The 15,747-nt window shown below is 73.5% G+C and carries 13 protein-coding genes; 6 read left to right on the forward strand and 7 right to left on the reverse strand.

Going from position 1 to position 15,747, the window contains the following annotated elements; translation table 11 throughout:
- Positions 1-184: 184 nt before the first annotated feature.
- Positions 185-1,177: a DUF1702 family protein gene (locus DQ384_RS31390; protein ID WP_114032501.1), complete on the reverse strand. Its 993-nt coding sequence runs from the start codon at positions 1,175-1,177 to the stop codon at positions 185-187.
- A 176-nt stretch (positions 1,178-1,353) separates the two neighbouring features.
- Positions 1,354-1,566, reverse strand: a complete 213-nt coding sequence (locus DQ384_RS31395) for an acyl-CoA carboxylase subunit epsilon (RefSeq protein WP_114032502.1) — start codon at positions 1,564-1,566, stop codon at positions 1,354-1,356.
- Between the two features lie 236 nt (positions 1,567-1,802).
- Between DQ384_RS31395 and DQ384_RS31400 the strand changes: the two genes are divergently transcribed.
- Positions 1,803-2,495, forward strand: coding sequence for a carboxymuconolactone decarboxylase family protein (locus tag DQ384_RS31400; protein ID WP_245966910.1), 693 nt, complete (start codon positions 1,803-1,805; stop codon positions 2,493-2,495).
- Positions 2,496-2,731: 236 nt separating this feature from the next.
- On the opposite strand, the gene DQ384_RS31405 is transcribed toward DQ384_RS31400, so the two are convergent.
- Positions 2,732-3,121: a nuclear transport factor 2 family protein gene (locus DQ384_RS31405; RefSeq protein ID WP_114032503.1), complete on the reverse strand. Its 390-nt coding sequence runs from the start codon at positions 3,119-3,121 to the stop codon at positions 2,732-2,734.
- Positions 3,122-3,409: 288 nt separating this feature from the next.
- On the opposite strand from DQ384_RS31405, the gene DQ384_RS31410 reads away from it, so the two are divergent.
- Both DQ384_RS31410 and DQ384_RS31415 read left to right on the forward strand, forming a co-directional pair.
- A complete protein-coding gene (locus DQ384_RS31410; RefSeq protein WP_114032504.1) occupies positions 3,410-3,961 on the forward strand; it encodes a carboxymuconolactone decarboxylase family protein in 552 nt (183 codons plus the stop codon).
- A 386-nt stretch (positions 3,962-4,347) separates the two neighbouring features.
- Positions 4,348-5,943 carry an NAD(P)-binding domain-containing protein gene (locus DQ384_RS31415; protein ID WP_114032505.1) on the forward strand — a complete coding sequence of 532 codons (1,596 nt, stop codon included), beginning with the start codon at positions 4,348-4,350 and terminating at the stop codon, positions 5,941-5,943.
- Between the two features lie 70 nt (positions 5,944-6,013).
- Here the strand turns inward: DQ384_RS31415 and DQ384_RS31420 are convergent, their stop codons facing one another.
- Entirely contained in the window at positions 6,014-7,174 is a 1,161-nt protein-coding gene (locus tag DQ384_RS31420) for a carboxylate-amine ligase (RefSeq protein WP_114032506.1), read from the reverse strand.
- A 143-nt stretch (positions 7,175-7,317) separates the two neighbouring features.
- Positions 7,318-8,568, reverse strand: a complete 1,251-nt coding sequence (locus DQ384_RS31425; protein ID WP_114032507.1) for an MFS transporter — start codon at positions 8,566-8,568, stop codon at positions 7,318-7,320.
- 125 nt (positions 8,569-8,693) lie between these two features.
- On the opposite strand from DQ384_RS31425, the gene DQ384_RS41690 reads away from it, so the two are divergent.
- The 3 genes from DQ384_RS41690 to DQ384_RS41700 all read left to right on the forward strand — a co-directional run bounded on the left by DQ384_RS41690 (position 8,694) and on the right by DQ384_RS41700 (position 10,808).
- Positions 8,694-9,293: a hypothetical protein gene (locus tag DQ384_RS41690; protein ID WP_181871531.1), complete on the forward strand. Its 600-nt coding sequence runs from the start codon at positions 8,694-8,696 to the stop codon at positions 9,291-9,293.
- A gap of 336 nt (positions 9,294-9,629) precedes the next feature.
- Positions 9,630-9,851, forward strand: a complete 222-nt coding sequence (locus tag DQ384_RS41695) for a hypothetical protein (protein ID WP_181871532.1) — start codon at positions 9,630-9,632, stop codon at positions 9,849-9,851.
- 621 nt (positions 9,852-10,472) lie between these two features.
- Positions 10,473-10,808: a hypothetical protein gene (locus tag DQ384_RS41700; protein WP_114032510.1), complete on the forward strand. Its 336-nt coding sequence runs from the start codon at positions 10,473-10,475 to the stop codon at positions 10,806-10,808.
- Positions 10,809-11,198: 390 nt separating this feature from the next.
- Here DQ384_RS41700 and DQ384_RS31450 read toward each other — a convergent pair whose 3' ends face one another.
- The gene (locus DQ384_RS31450) at positions 11,199-13,538 is read right to left on the reverse strand and encodes a lantibiotic dehydratase (RefSeq protein WP_147268960.1); all 2,340 of its coding nucleotides are present in this window, start codon (positions 13,536-13,538) and stop codon (positions 11,199-11,201) included.
- A gap of 69 nt (positions 13,539-13,607) precedes the next feature.
- Complete coding sequence (locus tag DQ384_RS31455) at positions 13,608-15,731, reverse strand: hypothetical protein (RefSeq protein WP_147268961.1); 2,124 nt, start codon at positions 15,729-15,731, stop codon at positions 13,608-13,610.
- Between the last annotated feature and the right edge of the window lie 16 nt (positions 15,732-15,747).

The following is a 15,747-nucleotide window of genomic DNA, read 5'->3' on the forward strand; positions in this document are numbered from 1 at the left end:
GCGATGTCTGGTTAACTGTAGACGTACGGGTTGATATCGGGTCCACTTCAAATGTGCTCATTCGGCCGTTCGAGCGCGTTTCAGGGCATGCCTGAGCAGGCCGTACGGCGAATTAATATCTCCGGCCCGCGCGATACCGCAGGCCGGGTGACCTTTTCCCGGAAGGTTTTCGGGAAGGGAGGAATCAGCCCGCGACGGCGGCGTCCGTGGAAGCGAAACGCGCGCGCACGCCGCGCCGCCACAATTCATATGCCGGGACGTCCGAGGACGGGGCGCTCACGGCCGCGTCGTCCGCGAGCGCGACGGCGCCGCCGACGGTGAGCCCGGCGAGGACCGAGGTGGCCAGTTCGGTGTGGGGTGGTACGAATCCCGCGAAGTCGCGGGCCTTGGCCGCGAAGACGACGCCCTGGGCCAGCTCGGGGCGATACTCGCCCGCCTCGGCGCGCAGGACGGCGAGGACCTCGGCCTCGGCGCCGCCGGCGAAGGTGGCGGCGAGCCCGACGCCGCTCCACAGGTCGGCCTGCCGGTGCGAGGCGAACGCGCGCACGTGGGCGGCGACGTCGGCTGCCTGGCCGCCGTGGATGAACCACAGCGCCCGGCCGATCCCCTGGTCCACCGCGCGCAGGAAGTAGTCCGGCGAGCCCTCCCAGGGGTACGCGACCGGCACCCGCTGCTCGTCCACCCAGCGCCTGGTCTCGAAGTAGGCGCGGTCGAACCCGTACCCGTCGACGGCGAGCCAGCTCATCGTCGGGTAGTACGCCGAGCCGGTCAGGTCGGGCATGACCTTCTTCCACAGCGGCCTCGGCAGGCGGGCCATGGCGAAACCGATGCCGATATAGGTGAGGAAAATATGCGGCTGCCCGGGGCCCATCAAAAGGTCACGGGTGCGGTGACCGCGACCGCCCCCCATCGCGTCCACGACCGTGAAGGCCATCGTCGCGCCCTCGTAGGCGAACCCCCGGTACTCCGGGTCCACCAGGCTGAGGCGGCGCTCGACCTCCCACTGGTCACGCGCGTCGATTCCCCACTCGAAACCACAGATCACCGACTGTGGAATGGCCTCCAGCCGCCGTGTGGCATCCGTGGGGGTCACGGGAAAGCCGCGCTCGCCGAAAGTCACCTCGGCCAGCGACGGCGTCAACAAGAGTCTGCGCAGCGAACCGAACAGGGTAGGCATAATGCTCCTCACGTTTCACCGTCAGCCGATGACGGTTACTCACATCAGCTGGACCATTTCATGGTCATATAAGCTCTAGGAGAGATACATCTCCCGTATTGCGGGTGCTATGTGGTGATCCGTAATAACGTGCGGGAGCGATGCCCGGAACGGGGCAGGGGAATATACGGGGGCCGCTAACGGGCCCAGCCGCTGAGACGCCAGGCGCTGCCGCCGGCCTCCTGGCCCGGCCGCCCGGTGCGCGTGCGCTCCGTCCACTCCGAGGTCGCGGGCGGCGGATCCGCTGGGACCTCCTGGCCGGCGCGCACGACAAGCGCTACGATTAACGCCGCGAGCTCCTCCGGAGACGGGTTGCCGCGGACGACTTCGAGCTTCGAGTCGCTCGCCATGGCATACCCCCGATCGATGTCTCTCCCGATCGTCTCCGGCGCCGGCCGCCGTCGGCATCTTCTCGCTTGCGCAGCCCTGTCAGGGCCGCGGTGAAACTCCGGTCAAGGCTCTGACGTGGCAGCTAGCGGGCATCGCCCCGCAGCTTCATGAGCCCGCGGAACCTCGTTTTCCCGCTTCCCGGCGACGCAGAGTTGCAAATGCGCCGACACGGTGAGAAGACGAGAAGGGTTTCGACATGACGAACTCGGTGACATACCCGGAGCGGCCGGAAGCGACCGCCTCGGCGACGCCCGAGACCAAGGACGTGAAGACCCACCTGAAGTTGCCGCAACGCCTCCCGGCGGTGCCGCTCGGCGAACGCAGGACCTCGGGGCCGCACATTCCCCTTGACAGCAACGAACCCGGGATTCGCGCGCTTTTCCGGTACCGCCCGGAAACGGCGCACCCGCTGATCCTCTTGTCGGAGGTGCTGCTGTGCGGGGAGAGCACGCTCACGCGCGGCGAGCGCGAGCTGATCGCGGCGTACGTGTCCGCGCGCAACAAGTGCCGGTTCTGCTTCTACACCCACGCGGCGTTCGCGGCGGTCCGCGCGCCCGAGGGGATGTCGCTGGTGGAACAGGTCTGCGAGGACCTGGACACGGCCCCGGTCCCGGAGAAACTCCGGGCGCTCCTGCGCATCGCCGGAACGGTCCAGGAGGACGCGCGACAGGTCACCTCCGAGCAGGTGGACGCGGCGAGGGCGGCGGGGGCGACGGACGTGGAGGTCCACGACACCGTCCTCATCGCGGCGGCGTTCTGCATGTACAACCGGTACGTCGACGGGCTCGCGACGTTCACGCCGGAGGACCCCGCCGTTTATATGGCGCGGGCGGAAATGAGCGACGGATACGTCGCGGTGAACGGCACGCCGGAGCGCCTGGCGTCCTGATCGGGAGCCGGTGGCGCCCGGAGTTCCACGGCCGGAAAGGCCGCGTGTCAATAGATTCACCGCATTGATGGATTCACCGCATTGATCGGGAACCCGGCCCGCGTGTTTCCGCGCGACGGGCCGGGTGACCCTCATGGAACCTTCAGGGGACGGGGCCCGGCGGCGCGGTCATCCCGCCACGACGCGGGGACGCCGTCGGCCCCGGCACGGGATCGCCGGCCGCGCGGGCACGCGGCTCAGCTGAAGAACTCGTCGATGACGTAGGAGTCCTGCGGGAAGCTCCAGCGCTCCGCGATCTTCCCGTCGACGACGCGGAACACGTGCACGCCGCGCTCGTCGGGCGCCTTCCCCCCGCGCTCTCCCGTGATGCGCAGCATCACCGCGACGCGGTCCTCGGCGGTGAGGAACATGTCCGGCTCGTACCGCATGCTGCTGCCCGTGATGTCGATCAGCCGCGTGAGATAGCCGACCACGTCGGCCTTGCCGCGGTACTCTCCCGCCGGCTTGCCCTGGCCGGGCACGTGGAAGACCACGTCGTCCGCGAGCAGGTCGCGGACCTGGTCGAGGTCCCCCTTGGTGATGGCCTCGTAGCCGGCCATGGCGGTGATGTCAGGTTGTGCGGACATGACGGCCTCGTCATGACGGTGCGGATCTTTCCGAGGGCGCGACGGCGAAGCTACGCGAGAAGATCGCACAGGACAAAAGGGAGTTACGACAGACTTACCAACCCGCCATGGGGGCCTAACGGAGGAGCCGATTAACCCCTATTTCAGACATCCCACACCGAAAATCCCGGCCATTGACACGTCGTCGTCCACTGGCGAACATGAGCGCGTCGGAGATGCGTTTTCGTCAGGGGGCCGCGAGGCGGAGTCCGCCTCCACCCGGCAAGGCACGGCACGGTAAGGAGCGTCATGCCCCACATCACCCTCGATTCCGACGAGCCGGGGATCCGCGGGCTGTTCCGCTTCCGTCCGGAGACGGCACGTCCCCTGAACGAGCTGGTGGAAGTGCTGCTGCGCGACGACAGCACCCTCACCCGGGGCGAGCGCGAGCTGATCGCCGCGTACGTCTCGGCGCTCAACGAGTGCAAGTACTGCTACTCCGCCCACGCCGCCTACGCCGCGGCGCAGCTGCCCGAAGGCATGGACCTGGTCGAGCGGGTCCGCGACGACCTCGGCGCCGCTCCCGTGTCCGACAAGCTCCGCGCTCTGCTCGGCATCGCGGGTCACGTCCAGCAGAGCGGCAGGCGGGTCACCGAGGACGACGTCGCCGCCGCCCGCGCGACCGGCGCGACCGACCGGGAGATCCACGACGCCGTCCTGATCGCGGCGGCGTTCTGCATGTACAACCGCTACGTCGACGGACTGGCGACGTTCGCGCCCGACGACCCCGCGTCCTACGCCTCGCGCGCCGAGCGCATCGCCGCGGACGGCTATCTCGCCCTGCTGGCCGATTCGCAGTAGGGGTGACCCGTGGGCGTGGCCGGGATCCGACCGGATCGTCCCTGCTAGGGGGCACCCCTATCGAGCCGGTATCTTGCGACTGATCACCACTCGGGTGGAATGGCGCCGACCTAGAATTCGATCGTGTTCGCGCCCACGGCGGTGGCAACGGGGCCGCGCCGCAGGCCGAACGCCGCCGAGCGCGCCGCGATGACCTGCCGTCGCGCCGTCGCCCCGCGCAGGCAACGGCACCGAGGACGCCGGGTCGCGGACGCGGCGGCCCGTGACGTGGAGCTCGCCGGTGCGCCCCGGCACGCGACGACCGCCCCGCCCCCGGTGCCGGCCACCGGCGGGGCATGCCCATGCCGCGAGCGCGGCGTCCACGTCCCCCCGCAGGAGGACCGTTCATGCCCGAGAACAGCCCGGCGACGGATTCACGCGAGCACACGCACCGCTACCTCATCATCGGAGCCGGCCCCGCCGGACTGCAGCTCAGTTACTTCCTCGACCGCGCAGGCGCCGACTATCTCACCCTCGAACGCGAGGACGCCCCGGGGGGCTTCTTCCGGCGTTTCCCCCGCCATCGCCGGCTGATCTCGCTCAACAAGGTCAACACGACCGAGAAGGACCCGGAGATCCTGCTGCGCTGGGACTGGAACTCCCTGCTCAACGACTCCCCCGGCCTGCTGTTCCCCAACTACTCGCGCGAGTACTTCCCCGCCGCCGACGACCTGCTGCGCTACCTGGCCGATTTCCAGCGCGAGCACGCCCTCAACGTGCGCTACTCCACCGCCGTCGACCGCGTGGAGAAGGTGGACGGGCGCTTCGTCGTCCACTCGGGGGACGAGGTGTTCCGCGCCGAGTGCCTCATCGTGGCGACCGGCTGGGGCGGGCCGCACATCCCGGACATCCCAGGCATCGAGCTGGCGTCCGGCTACGAGGACGTGACCACCTCGGGCGAGGAGTTCACGGGCAAGCGGGTGCTGATCATCGGCAAGGGCAACTCGGCGTTCGAGACGGCCCAGGCCCTGCTGCCGCACGCCGCGATCATCCACATGGCGAGCCCGAGCCCCGTCAAGCTGGCGTGGACGAGCAAGCACCCGGGCCACGTGCGCGGCCAGTACGGGTCCCTGCTGGACAGCTACTGGTTCAAGACCCTGCACGCCGTGCTGGAGTGCCAGATCGACCGCATCTGGCGGGAGGGCGACGTCTTCAAGACGTCCATCACCTACACCCTCGCCCAGGGCGAGCAGGCGCTGCTGGAGTACGACGCGGTGATCCGCTGCACCGGCTTCACCATGGACGGCGGCATCTTCGACGAGTCCTGCGCGCCCGAGCGGGCCCCCGGCGGCCGCATCCCCGCGATCCGCCCGGACTTCCAGTCGGCCAACGTCGACGGGCTGTACTTCGCCGGCACGCTGATGCAGGCCCGCGACTTCAAGAAGGCGTCCTCGGCGTTCATCGACGGGTTCCGCTACAACCTGCGCACGCTGGCCGCCCTGCTCGCCGAGCGCTACGAGGACGCCCCGCTCGCCCGGCACGTCGTCCCGGCCAACCCCGACGCGCTGGCCGCCACCATGCTGGAGCGGGCGAACCACAGCTCGGCGCTGTGGACGCAGTTCGAGTACCTCGCCGACGCGTACGTGCTGGAGAAGGCGTCCGGGAACTTCCAGCGGTACGAGGACCTGCCGGAGGACTACGCGGCCGAGCGCTTCGCCGGCGAGGCGCTCATGTTCACCGTCACCCTGCGGTGGGGCCGCCAGGACTACGGCGACGTGTTCGCGATCGAGCGGCACCCGACCCCGGACCGGGCGGAGGAGAGCGCGTTCCTGCACCCGGTGATCCGGGTGTGGCGCAACGGCGAGCAGGTCGCCGAGCGACACCTGCTGGAGGACCTGCAGGCGCGCTGGCTCGACCCCGTCCGGCACGTGGAGCCGCTGTGCCGGTTCCTGGGGGAACAACTGCGGCCCGGCGACGACCGGCTCCCGGCCGGCCACTCCTGACGGTCGCCGAGGCCGGTCACCCGGGCGCGCCTTGGTGACCGGCCTCGGCGTCCGCCGTCCTCGGGCTTCGTCAGGCGGGCCTTTCGGATTCGCCAGGGCCGGTGAAGTGGGCGATCAGATGGTCCACCACGTCGGACGGACGCCCGTGCACGGCGTGGGCGGCGCGCTGACGGGCCGCGCCGGTGCCGCCCGCGAGCAGCCGCTCCAGCCGCCGGCTCACCACGGACAGGTCGCCGGTGCGGACGAGTGACGGCCTGATGTGCGCGAGCAGCGTGTCGACCAGGTCCTCCGCGGGGCGCAGGCGGCCGGTCAGCGGGTCGATGCCGTGCCCGGCCAGGCCGTCGCGGGCGGCGCGCCAGTACGCGACGCGCAGCCGCTCGCCCGACAGGCGCGGGCCCGGGTCGCCCCGCTCGACCCGCTCCAGCGAGACCACGACGAGCGCGCGGACGATCGCCGCCAGCAGCGCGGACTCCTCCGCCGTGCCGGCGACGTCGGTCACCCGCACCTCCAGCGTGGGCAGGCGCGCCGAGGGCCGCACGTCCCAGAAGATCGTCCCCGGGTCGACCAGCGCGCCCGACTCGCCGAGCGCGGCGGCGAGCTCCTCGTACTCGGCGAGCGAGGAGAAGTACGGCGGCGGTCCGGCCACCGGCCACTTGCCCCAGCTCAGGGTGCGCCACGAGGCGTACTCGGTGTCGCGGCCCTGCCAGTAGGGCGAGTTGGCCATCAGGGCGATGAGCACGGGCAGCCACGGCCGCAGGTGGTTGCTCACCAGCACGGCGCGCTCGCGGTCGGGCAGGTGGACGTGGACGTGGGCCGCGCAGATGGCCTGCTCGTCGTGCAGCGACCGGTAGTTGCCGATGCCCACCGCGTACCGCGGGTCGTCGTGGATGAGCGGCGGCACGTAGTCGCCGAGCACGGGGGTGCCCGTCGCGACCGGCGCCAGGCCCTCCGCGCGGGCCGCGTCGGCGACCTCGGCGCGCATGCGGCGCAGCTCGTGCTCCAGCTCGGGCAGCCGGGCGCAGGGCGGCGTCTTGGCCTCGACCTGGTACATGGTGATCTCCAGGCCGACCCGGTCGTGCAGCCGGTCCGCCGCGCGCCGGACCACCTCCGCCCCGCGCGGCGCCACCTCGCGCGTCGCCGGATCGACGACGAAGTACTCCTCCTCGACCCCCATCAGGGGGCAGATCGGGTCATGTGGCAATGTATCCGCCGACTCTGCGGTCGCCGTCATCTTTCTCCCCACCTAACAAACGATCACACGGGACCCGCGGCCCGCGCACGGACCAGGCCACGCTACCGAGCCGTGCCTTGGCCGCACGGGCCACCGGCCGAACCGACCGGCGGACGAATCAGGACGAGACCGGAACGAGATCTCTAGGCCGCGGCCTGGGGCGCGGGGGCGGCCGGACGGCGCAACGCCGTCGTCAGCAGCGCCGCGACGACGGACATCCCGGCCGCGACCAGGAACCCCCCGCCCGGGTGGCCGCCGGAGGCCAGCGCCCCCGCGGCCGTCGCGGCCAGGGCGCCCCCGCCCTGCCCGAGGGCGTTCAGCCACGCGAACGACTCGGTCATCGAGTCCTCCGGCGCGACCTCCTCCATCGCCGTGTACTGCGCCGTGATCATCGGCGCCAGCGCCACGCCGGCCACCGCGAACACCAGCGCCAGGCCCCACAGGTTCGAGACGGCGACCGCCACCGCGTACCCGGCGGCCAGCACGGCGAGGAACAGGCCGAGGTGCTGGGCGCTCGTGCCGCGCAGCTTCACCGCGCCGTAGGCGAACCCGCCGAACACGCTGCCCACCGAGAACGCGGCGATCAGCAGGCCGCCGACGTCCGCGTGGCCCTGCGCGTCGGCCGTGGCCAGCAGGGCGACCTCGACGCCGGTGATGCTGCCGGTGGCCAGCAGCCCGACCGGCAGCATCCAGCGCACGGGGGCGGCGCGCAACGGGCCGCGCCAGTCACGGGCCGCGCCCTCCGTCGGCCTCAGGGCGCCGATCGCCGGCGCGCCCGCCAGGGCCACGCAGCCCACCGCCGTGAACGCCGCCGTGACCGCGATCGCGACGCTGGAGTTCGCCACCGCCAGCAGCAGCGCGACGATCGACGGGCCGACGATGAACACCGCGTCCACGATGATCGACTCCAGCGCGAAGGCCGCCGAGCGCAGACCAGGGTCGGTCAGCGTGCGGCTCCACATCGTGCGCATGATGGGGCCGATCGGCGGCAGCACCGCGCCCACCAGGAAGGACAGCACCAGCGGCACGATCGTCGGCGCGCCGCCCGACAGCGCCGCCAGCAACCCGAGGAACACCACGGCCTGGCCGATGCCCGAGACCAGCAGCACGCCGCGGGCGCCCCGCCGGTCCACCGCGCGTCCCCGCAGCGGGCCGGACACGCCCACGCCGACCGCGTAACAGGCGGCCGCCACGCCCGCCTGGGCGTAGGAGCCGTTGTTCTGGACGAAGCCGGTGACGAGCAGCAGGCCCGCCATGCCGCTCGGCAGCCGGCCCACCAGCGCGGCGAGCGACATCGGCACGGCACCGGGGGTCGCGGCGAGCCTCAGGTAGCGCGCCATGCCGGTGACGGGGGCCTCCTCGGGCCGTGCTCCGGTTTCGGCGTCGGTGCTCATGGGGCTCCTCCTGGTCGCGTGACGGACGCGCGCTCCACCACACCAGGCAACTGGTGCGCAGCTCCGCGCAGACGGGATCGCCGTCGGGTCTCCACCACAGGTCTTCGTAGTCGGGCAGCATCTCGGTGACGATCACCTCGGCCGCCGGCAGCCGCATCAGGTCGGCGACGGCGTGCACGTCGGCGAAGTCCACGAACAGCGGCTTGGGCTCGGCCGGGTGGCGCGCGAACACCCGGCGCGGCAGGCCGGCGTCGCGCCGGAGCCGCTGGGCCTGCGTCCATGCCGCGAGTCCTCGCAGGTCGCCGGGGGTGCTCAGCCGCCAGCGGGCCCGCTGCACGACCACGCCGTCCACGGTGATCCTCGGGGTACGGCCGCCGGTCTCGACCGTCACAGGGTTCAGCGCGGGGACCGCCAGCGCCCGGTGCACCTGCGAGGGCAGCTCGCCGCTGTACAGGCGCAGCCTGCGGCCGGCGACCGTCACGGCCGTGCCGTCGGCGTCGATGGTGACCTCGGCGATCGGCACCGTGCGGGAACGCGGCTTGAGCGAGTACCCGCCGACCTCGACGCCCACGCCCGGCATCTCCGGCAGCAGGAACTTGTTGCGCCGCCGGGACACCACGGCCGCCATGCCCGCCGGGTCGAACACCTCGACCAGACGGCGCTCGAAGTCGGCGCGCAGCGTCTCACCGTCCGGATGCAGGCGGGTCACCGCGCCCGCGTTGTAACCGCCGTCGTCGTGCAACTCGCTCAGCACCCAGGTGGCGTCTTCCAGCGACCCCGCCGCCATCAGGTCGGGCCCCGCGATGGCCGCCAGGTGATCACCGGCCTGTGGCTCGGGGGCGTGCGCGGCCACCAGAGCGGCGATGTCGGCACTGGTCAGAGCAGCGACACCCCCGAGCGCCGCACCTGCGCCGGCCGGGGCGGCGATGCCCGCGGAGGCCGTATCGGCGGCGGTCGGGGCGGCTACCCCCTCGGAGGCCGTGCCGGCGGCGGCGCCGTGGGCGGCCATACGCCTTGCGACCAGGGCGGCGAGGTCGGCGCGCAGGGCGTCAGAGCGGCGGGTGACCAGGGGGATCTCCAGCGTTCCCGCGCGGGCCAGCGGGATCGGACGGCCGCCGGTGGCCGCGCGCAGGGCCTCCCGGGCGTCCTCGCGGGCGACCAGCGCGGCGAGGTACGACAGCGGCAGGATCGCCTCCAGCGCGGACGCCATCCCCGCGACGGCCGGGCCGCCGAGCACCGTACGGCCGCTCAGCGGGTGTGCCCGCTCCTCGTGCAGCACGTAGCGGTCCATGTAATGGCGTCCCTCACCCCGCCGCGCCTCGGCGCCGAGCCCCTTGGCGATCGCCTCGGCCCGCTCGAACGCCACCCGACGCTCCGGCGACCTCGCCGCCACGTGATCAGCCGCCGCGGCACGTCCGTCCCCAGTCGCCGCCACCCGTCCATCGTGACCCACCGCGACGTGTCCGTCTTCTTCCGGCGTGGCGAATCCCAGGGCCACCCCCGTCGAGCGCCCTCCCAGCTCCATCCCCGCCGGAGGTCCTTCCACCTCCCCCTCCGAGCGCCCTCCCACCGCCGCCGACGGGGCGCTCCCATTCGGCGCCGTGGCGGTGAGGAGGGGGGACGGTGAATCCGGCGCCGCTGTACGGTGAGCGTCCCCGGAAACGTCCCGGGAGCCGCCGTGCTCGGGAGCGGCCGTGGTCGTGACGCGGGGGAGGCCGTGTTCGAAGAAGCTTTGGCTGGACAGGAAGACGGCGTGTCGCAGGCGGGGGTCGGAGAACAGGGCCGCGAGCCTTAGGTCGGCGCGGTGCCGGGCCTGCGCGTACAGGTCGGCGACGCGCTGATCGGCGGCGGCGAGGGCGTCCAGCAACGCGTTCCAGCGCGCGGGGAAGTCGGGGAACGCGCCGATGGCCGTCCAGGCGCCGAGTTCCTTGTCGCCGAGGACGCGCCCCGCCGCGACCGCCCGCCGGACGGCCCGCAACCCGGCGGGCCCGTCGATGGCCGTCACGGTCGGCCAGATCGAAGCCGTGAACTCGCGGCGCAGCGTCTCGTGCTCGTCGCGCAGCCTGGCCGCCTGGTCCGTGGCGTCGAGCAGCTCGGGCGCGGCGAGCCCGGCGAGACCTTCGACGCCGAAGCCGGGGGTGCGCAACAGCGTCCAGGGGATCAGGTCCCACCGCAGCCGTCCGTCGCCGAACGCGACATCACCGTCGATGCGGACCTGCGGCAACGGCCGGCCCGGGTAGGACGCCGTGGCCGCCTCGGGCACGTCGACGGTCTCCATCGGATCCATGGACGTGGTCACCCGGCCTCCACCAGATCGAACACGTCCCTGAGACCGTGCTTCCGAACGCGCACCGGGGGCCTCGCCGTAAGAAGGCGCCGAAACCGCCGCCGCCCCTTCCCACCGACCCGGCGCCTGATACGACCCCCCACCCACCCGGAGCAGTAGATCCCCCGCCGCGAGAAGACCACCACCACACCGGAACCGACCACCCCTGCCGACTCGCCTCCGACAGTAGGCGGGGTCTCAACAGTGCCAGCTGCGCGAAAAGCAGGTCCGGAACCGACCACCCCTGCCGTCTCGCCTCCGAGGGTGGGCGGGATCGCGGGCGGCTGAAGCGAGGGGGGCCCGTTCATCGAGCGTCCGCGTAAGTCGGAGACTGGACGGACGCGGCGCCGGCAGGGGTGGAGCGGGTCAGTTGCATGCGGAGTTCGCAGGTGTAGCGGCCCGAGCCGTCGCGGAGCCACAGTTCTCCGGGGCCGGGGTACATCTCCTCCACCAGCACCTCGCGGGCCTCGGGGTCGTCGCCGCGCAGGTGTCCGAGCAGTTCGGCGGCGAACGGTGAGGCCATGTCGACGAGGATGGGCTTGCGCTCGGCCTCGACCCGCGCGAACACGAACCGGGGCAGCCCGTGGCGGCGGGCGAGGCGGCGCAGGGCGAGCAGCGCCGCGGGCCCGCGCCCGCCCGAGGGCAGCGCCGCCGGGTCGAGGATCCAGCGTTCGCGCTGGTAGCAGGCGTCACCGATGGTCACACGGCCAAGGTGCCCGTACGCCCCGCGCACCGGCGCGTGCAGCACGGACGGCGGCGACAGCGCCGCGAACGGCGGATAGGTGGTGAGGTCGTTGAGCACCGGATACAGCTCGCGGACCCGTCCGGTGGAGTCCCGCAGCACCGGCCTGCCGTCCTCCAGCTCGACCGTGCAGTCGGTGGCGGACAGGTTGTCGTCGCGCCCGTCCGGGTCGGCGGCGTTGAAGACGAGCCGGGGGCCGGGGAACCGGTAGAAGCCCTTGTTGCGGCGGCTGGTGGCGAGGGCGACCAGGTCGCGGCCGTCGCGGTCCAGCCAGTCGGCGGCGGCGCGGTCGAACGCCCCGGCGTCGGGGTGGAAGGTGGCCAGCCAGCTGCTGAGGAGCAGGTGGTGGTGCACCCGGGCGAGCAGCACCCGCCACGTCCCGTCGGCGGCCTCCTCCGGCCCGGCCATGGCGAGGCAGACGTCGGGCAGCGCGTACCGGGGGCCGGGTTCGGCCTCCCCCAGCGCGTCCGCGCCGAGCCGCACGGGCTCGCCGTCCCCGGCCGGGACGAGCACGGGCCGTACCGGTGAGAACCGGCTGCCTTCCTGGTGCTCGGGACGGGCCTTCGCCGCGTACGCCGCGAAGCCGAGCGCGCCGCCCGCCTCCTCGACGATCTTCGCCATCTCCGCCCGGTGGCCCCGCTGCACCTGGTCGCCGAAGGCGGCGGACAGCTCCAGCGCCGGGGTGAGGGCCGCTTCGAGCCGGGCGGCGGCGTCGCGTCCGACCACGAGCCGGAACGGGGACGCGGCCTCCTCGAACAGCACCAGCCGGTCGGCGTACACCGCGCCCGCGCCGCGCCGGGCGGGCACGCCGGTGATCTCGGTGAACGCGGACTCCAGCTCGGCGAGCACGCCGCGCCGGGCGTCGACGTCGCCCCCGGCCGCGGCGAACCGCCCGCACAGGGACGCCAGCCTGTCGAGGCGGCGCAGCCATCCGTCGCGGGATTCGGAGGCGGGCAGCGCGCACAGCGACGCGCGCAGCCCCGGCAGCGGGTCCACCTGCTCGCCGGGCACGTCCAGCGACCTCACCAGCGCGCCCGCGGCCAGCAGCGGGCGCAGCGCCTCGACGACGGCGCGGGCGGGGACCTTCGCGGCCTTCGCCAGCCCGGCGAACCCGGCCGGGCCGTCCTGGAGGAGGTCCACCAGCCGCAGCGCCTCGGGGCCGGGGCGCAGGACCTCGTCGCGGCCGTCCACCTCGATGCCGTCGCCGGCGCGCCGGGCCAGCAGGCTCAGGCGGACGGGGACGTGCGGGGCGAGGGCCTTGTCGCGGGCCGCCGCGCGGGCGAGCTCGGTGACGGCCCAGTGGGCGAGGAAGGCGCGGCGCACGGGGTTCTCCACCCGCTCGACGGCGAAGCCGTCGCCCTCGGTGACCTGCCCGTACCCCATGGGCCCGTACGCGCTGGCGGTCTCGTTCTTGCCGCAGAAGCGCTGGAGGTAGGTGTAGAGCTGGCGCTCCACGCGGCGGTGCTTGGCGGTGTCGGGCACCTCGCCGAGAGCCAGGTAGCCGGTCACCATGCCCTCGTACATGCCGGGATTGGAGGTGAACACCGCGTCCCTGTAGGACGGCGTGGCGGCGTGCTCGCGCAGCCGGGCGCGCAGGCCGGGCAGGTCCGCCCCGTGCGCGGCTGCCAGCCGGTCGAACGCGGCGCGCCAGCGCCTGACGGTCTCGCGGGCGCGCTGCGGCACCGGCGGCGCGCCCCCGGCGGCCAGGGTGGCGACGGCTCCGGCCGCCGCCTCCCCGAGCAGGGCTTCGAGCTCGTCCTCGACGTCCAGGACCTCCTCGCAGGCCGCGAGGACCGCCGGCGCGGCGCCGAGCGACTCCACCCAGTCGAAGGGCAGGCCCGCGTGCCTGAGCACGAAGACGGGCGCGAGCGTCCACGGGGACGCGCCGCCGGGTTGGTTCACCTGTTCGGCTCCTTCCGAGTCCCGCGCCCGGTCGGCGCCGGTGATCGTCATCGGTCGGTCATCGCCCCGTCACCGCCGGACCAGCAGGCCGCTGCCGGCGAGGGCCTCAAGGACGCGCGTGCGGGTCGCGGCCGCGACCCCGGGCAGCGCCTCGGCCTCGGGGACGGGCCTGCGTCCGGCGCGCAGCCGGCTCGCGATGCGCGGGTCGAGCCGGACGATCCGACCGGCGCGCAGATCGACCGCGTACCACTGCCCGCCTTCGACCGGCCCGGCCACGAGCACGGTGTCCGGCGCGAGCGCGACCGTCGTACCGGCCGGCGCCTCAGTGCCCGCCGGGGCGGTCACGACCTCAGTGCCCGCCGGGGCGGTCGCGGCCCCGGGGCGAGCCGTGGCGGTCACTACCTCGGGGTCCGCCGTGGCCGTCGCGGCGTTGACGCCATTGACGCCGTGCGCACCTTCCGCGTCGTTCGTGCCGTTAGGGCCGCTGCCTCCATTCGAGGCGCTCACGACGTCGACGTCGTTGGTGCCGTTCGCCGCACCGGGCACGGTCGCCTCCAGGGGCGGGTCCGCGACCAGGTACGCCGCCGCCACGCGGGCCGGGATGAGCACGCCGTCGCGGGCGAGGGCGGGGCCGATCTCGGCCACCAGATCCTGGACCTGCTCGCGGCTCAGTGTGCCGTCCGCGCGGAAGGCGCGGTGGCGCGCGAGGTCGAGGGCGGACGGAAGCCGGTCCACTCCCGTGCCTCCCCACCGGGGGTCGAGCCAGTGCGCGGGCCAGTCGAACGGACGCAGCCCGGCGATGCGGTCGACGGGAGCGTCAGGAGCCGCGAGGGCGGCGACGGCGGCGCGCGAACGGTCCGCCGAGATGCCCGGCGCGCCCAGCCACAGCTCGGCGAGCACCGTGATCCCGGCCGCGCGCAGGGTGCCGAGGGCGGCGCGCGCCTTCTCCGCGGGCCACACCGACCCCCCGCGGCCGACGAACTCCTCGTCGGCGGCGCACAGTCCGAGCACGGCCGTCAGGCAACCGGAGGCGATCAGCTCGCCGGGCGCCTCCACGGCCGCGCGCAGGCTCACCCGGCCCGCCCATGGCCCCGGCGGCACGGGATCCCCCGCCCGCTCCCGCCAGCGGACCCTCGGCTCCTCGGCCCGGAACTCCGCGACCTGGGACCCCGTGAGCTGGGACCCCACGACCTGGGAATCTGTGGCCTGGGACGAGGTCCGTGGCGGCCCGGAACTCCCGGCGCCCGCCCGCACTCCTTGTCTCAGGCCGGTTTCCGTCAGGGCGGCGGCCTCCGGCAGGCCGACGACCCTCCAGTAGAGAGGCGCCGGAGGGTTCGCCAGGTGGGCGTGGCGCAGGGGCTCCAGGCGGCTCAGTACGGGCCAGTTCTGGCGGGCGTAGCGGCCGGTCACGCGGATCGGGCCGGGGAGGCGGGCGGCGAGGGTGAGCACGGCGGGAAGCTGCTGGTCGCGTTCGAGGATCAGCCAGACGTCGTCGCCGGGGGTGACGGAGGCCAGGGTCTCCTCCAGCTCCGCGTCGTACGGGGCCGGGCCGAGAGCCGCGCGCAGCGCCGAGGCGGAGTCCTCCGTGGTCCCGTCCCGGAGCTCCAGGTCGTCGAGGACGAGGTCGACCGCCGAGCCCGGGTGCCCCTCGGTGACGGCCGGGACCAGCAGCGCGGCGGCGCGCAGCCGCGCCATCGGCCCGGCCGGATCGGCCAGCACCGCCACCCCGGCCCGCAACCGCACGACGCGCTCGCCGTCACCCGCGGACCCGGCGGACCCACCACCATCGCCTGTGCGGGAGGTGCCCTCGACGTGACCGGCATGGGCGGAGCCGTCGGGGGTGCTCGTGGGCTCGCCGGACGCCAGGACAGGGGCCGTGGCGAGTACGCGCGCGACAAAGCGGCGACCCGGGTCGAGCACGCGGTGCGGGCCCGCCGTCCACTCGGGGACCAGCGTGACGTCCCCGAGCGGTGGCACGATGACCACCGTCGCCGGCGTCACGATGCCGCCAGAACCGGCGGTCTGTTCGTCCGGGACGGCGTCCGAGCCCGCGCACGACCGCGGCACATCCGGTCCCGCGCTCGCCCCCGTCCCACTTTCGTCCGATTCCGCGCTCTCCAGCGCTGCGGCGCTGACGTCCGGTTCCGCGCTCTCCAGCCCTGCGCCGACGTCCACGGCCGGGCGCTCCGCCATGGTGGCCGGGCGTGCG

The sequence above is a fragment of the Sphaerisporangium album genome, from assembly GCF_003323745.1.
GTDB classification, from domain to species: Bacteria; Actinomycetota; Actinomycetes; order Streptosporangiales; family Streptosporangiaceae; genus Sphaerisporangium; species Sphaerisporangium album.